The organism is Streptomyces sp. NPDC058880 (assembly GCF_042742535.1).
In the GTDB taxonomy this organism is placed as follows: Bacteria; Actinomycetota; Actinomycetes; order Streptomycetales; family Streptomycetaceae; genus Streptomyces.
This window is the reverse complement of record NZ_JBHYMC010000129.1, coordinates 1-3,316: the sequence shown is the minus strand read 5'-3', so window position 1 is coordinate 3,316 and position 3,316 is coordinate 1. Positions and strand designations below refer to the sequence as shown.

Sequence of the window (3,316 nt, the reverse complement as noted above, 5' to 3'; positions counted from 1 at the left end):
AAGACGCTCGACTGGGATACCCCAGCCGAGCGTCTACGTGATCTACTCACCACCTGAAACCAAGTGGTGTTGCGACGACCCCTTGAACCCAAGCCACGGGCAGGGGGCCCTTGCGCGTGCCGGACCGGGTGGGCCCGGTCAGCCACCGCACTGGCAGGGGGCGCCGGACTGGCAGCCGCAGCCGCAGCCGGAGCCGCAGCCACAGGCCGCGAGCAGCGGGAGCCGGAGCGGCTCGGGCCTCGGCGGCTGCTCCTGCTCCGGGGTGATGGGGACGGGGGAATCGGGCATGGTTCCTCCTCGGCGAGGCGGTGCCCCGCGGCATGCGGGACTCGTACGACTGACCGCACTCGCCCTCATTCATGCCCAGCTCTACCGGCGCGTCAACGGCGCACAGGGGCTCGAAGTGGCTCGGCGCCGTCGCACACCGTCCCACACCAGGGCGCTGTGCCGGGCTTCAGACGCCCTCGACCTGGGTCGGCTGCTGGAGCTCGTCGGCGTGCTCGCCCGTCACCAGATAGACCACCCGCTTGGCGACCGACACCGCGTGGTCGGCGAAGCGCTCGTAGTAGCGGCCGAGCAGCGTCACGTCCACCGCCGTCTCGATGCCGTGCTTCCAGCGGTCGTCCATCAGGTGCTGGAACAGCGTGCGGTGCAGCTGGTCCATCTCGTCGTCGTCCTGTTCCAACTGGAGCGCCAGGTCGACGTCCTTCGTGATGATGACCTCGGCCGCCTTCGCCATCAGGCGCTGCGCCAGCTGCCCCATCTCCAGGATCGTGGCGTGCAGGTCCCGCGGGACGGCGCGGTCCGGGAAGCGCAGCCGGGCGAGCTTCGCCACGTGCTGGGCCAGGTCGCCGCTGCGCTCCAGGTCGGCGCTCATCCGCAGCGAGGTCACGACGATCCGCAGGTCCGTGGCGACGGGCTGCTGGCGGGCCAGCAGCGCGATGGCGCGGGCCTCCAGGTCGTGCTGGAGGTCGTCGACCTTCTGGTCCGCCGCGATGACGCTCTCGGCGAGCTTGAGGTCGGCGTCGAGCATGGACGTCGTGGCACGTCCGATCGCGGAACCGACGAGCCGGGCCATCTCGACCAGGCCCTCCCCGATCGAGTCCAGTTCCTCGTGGTACGCGTCGCGCATGTCTCGTGTCCCTCTCTCGACCTGTTACTGCGGTGATGCCCGGGGCGGGCCGGGGCGGCCTGCTGCCCACGGTGACACGGTGGGCCGCAAACGCGTCCGACTCCGGCACCGCAAGTGAATCAGCCCGGTCGCCAGGGTGAACTCTGGGCGACGACTGTTCGAGGCGCCACCCGAACGGCTGTGGAAGTCTCGTCGCGCCTGCTTAACCTGGATCCATGGACGTGAACGCGGCGGTCGCCGCAGCTGCAGCGATCGCCGGTCTGTGCACCGGCGTCATCGCGATGCTGGCGTTCCGCTGGAGCGAGCGCGACCAGGCCCGCCCCACCCGGAGCTCCATGCGCCCCGACATCAATGCGGTGCTCCCGCCCGGTGTGGACACCGTCCTGTCGGTGCTCCGCTCCTCCGCCGTGGTGCTCGACGAGGGAGACGCCGTCGTCAAGGCCTCGTCCGCCGCCTACGCCCTCGGGCTCGTGCGCGGCGGCAAGCTTGCCGTGGAGCCGATGCTCCACATGGCCCGTGACACCCGTCGCGACGGGGAGATACGCCAGGTCGAGCTGGACCTGCCACGCCGCGGTACCGGTCGGGGCGAGGCCCTCGCGGTGTCGGCGCGCGTCGCCCCGCTCGGCTCCCGCCTGGTGCTGCTCCTGGTCGAGGACCTCACCGAGGCCCGCCGCATCGAGGCCGTCCGCCGTGACTTCGTGGCCAACGTGTCCCACGAGCTGAAGACCCCGGTCGGGGCGATCTCCCTGCTGTCCGAGGCCGTCATGGACGCCGCGGACGACCCCGAGGCGGTCAGCCGCTTCGCCGGCCGCATGCAGATCGAGTCGACCCGGCTGATCAGCCTGGTGCAGGAGCTCATCGACCTGTCCCGGGTGCAGAACGACGACCCGCTGGAGGACGCCGAGCCCGTCCGCGTGGACACGCTGGTCGCCGAGGCCATCGACCGCTGCCGCCATACGGCGTCGTCCAAGCAGATCACCATGGCCGCGGGCGGCACCGCCGACCTGCGCGTCTGGGGCCACCGGGGGCAGCTCGCCGCCGCCCTCGGCAACCTGGTCGAGAACGCCGTCAACTACAGCCCCGCCCGTACCCGCGTCGGCATAGCCGCACGCAGGGTCACGGCCCCCGGAGGAGACCTGATCGAGATCGCCGTGACCGACCAGGGCATCGGCATCCCGGAGAAGGACCGCGAGCGGATCTTCGAGCGCTTCTACCGCGTGGACCCGGCCCGCTCCCGCGCCACGGGAGGCACCGGCCTCGGCCTTGCGATCGTGAAGCACGTGGCCGCCTCGCACGGCGGGGAGGTGTCGGTGTGGAGCTCGGAGGGCCAGGGCTCCACCTTCACCCTGCGGCTCCCCGAAGCGGCCGCGTCGTCCCCGGCGGCCGCGCCCCGCACCCACCCGACCCCAGCCTGAACCACTTCCGCTCCAGCCATCCCTGCCCCGGAGGTCCTTCCGTGACCCGAGTGCTCGTCGTCGAGGATGAGGAATCCTTCAGCGACGCCCTGTCCTACATGCTCCGCAAGGAGGGCTTCGAGGTCGCCATCGCGGCGACCGGCCCCGACGGGCTCGACGAGTTCGAGCGCAACGGCGCCGACCTCGTCCTCCTCGACCTGATGCTCCCCGGTCTGCCCGGCACCGAGGTGTGCCGGCAACTGCGCGGCCGCTCCAACGTGCCCGTGATCATGGTGACCGCCAAGGACAGCGAGATCGACAAGGTCGTCGGGCTGGAGATAGGAGCGGACGACTACGTCACCAAGCCCTTCTCCTCGCGGGAGCTGGTCGCCCGCATCCGCGCGGTCCTGCGCCGCCGCGGCGAGCCGGAGGAGGTCACCCCGGCGGCCCTGGAGGCCGGCCCGGTACGGATGGACGTCGACCGCCATGTGGTCACCGTCGCCGGCGGCAAGGTGGACCTCCCCCTGAAGGAGTTCGACCTGCTGGAGATGCTCCTGCGCAACGCGGGCCGCGTGCTGACCCGCATGCAGCTGATCGACCGGGTCTGGGGCGCCGACTACGTGGGCGACACCAAGACCCTCGACGTCCACGTCAAGCGACTGCGCGCCAAGATCGAGCCGGACCCGGGAGCCCCGCGCTACCTGGTCACGGTCCGCGGCCTCGGCTACAAGTTCGAGCCGTAGGACGCCCCGCACGGAAACGGAAAGGGCCGCCGTCCGCTGGTGCGGAC

General features: G+C 71.3%; 4 protein-coding genes. 2 read left to right on the top strand and 2 right to left on the bottom strand.

Annotated features, from left to right (window positions below; all coding sequences use genetic code 11):
• Window positions 1–138: 138 nt before the first annotated feature.
• Both ACFW2G_RS32975 and phoU read right to left on the bottom strand, forming a co-directional pair.
• Window positions 139–288, bottom strand: coding sequence for a hypothetical protein (locus ACFW2G_RS32975; protein ID WP_167344738.1), 150 nt, complete (start codon window positions 286–288; stop codon window positions 139–141).
• 166 nt (window positions 289–454) lie between these two features.
• Window positions 455–1,132 carry a phosphate signaling complex protein PhoU gene (gene phoU, locus ACFW2G_RS32970; protein ID WP_037924684.1) on the bottom strand — a complete coding sequence of 226 codons (678 nt, stop codon included), beginning with the start codon at window positions 1,130–1,132 and terminating at the stop codon, window positions 455–457.
• A gap of 215 nt (window positions 1,133–1,347) precedes the next feature.
• Here phoU and ACFW2G_RS32965 point away from each other — a divergent pair, with 215 nt between their 5' ends.
• Together ACFW2G_RS32965 and ACFW2G_RS32960 are read left to right on the top strand one after the other, a co-directional pair.
• The gene (locus ACFW2G_RS32965) at window positions 1,348–2,547 is read left to right on the top strand and encodes a cell wall metabolism sensor histidine kinase WalK (RefSeq protein WP_052031043.1); all 1,200 of its coding nucleotides are present in this window, start codon (window positions 1,348–1,350) and stop codon (window positions 2,545–2,547) included.
• Between the two features lie 41 nt (window positions 2,548–2,588).
• Window positions 2,589–3,269, top strand: a complete 681-nt coding sequence (locus ACFW2G_RS32960) for a response regulator transcription factor (RefSeq protein WP_030387286.1) — start codon at window positions 2,589–2,591, stop codon at window positions 3,267–3,269.
• Window positions 3,270–3,316: the final 47 nt, after the last annotated feature.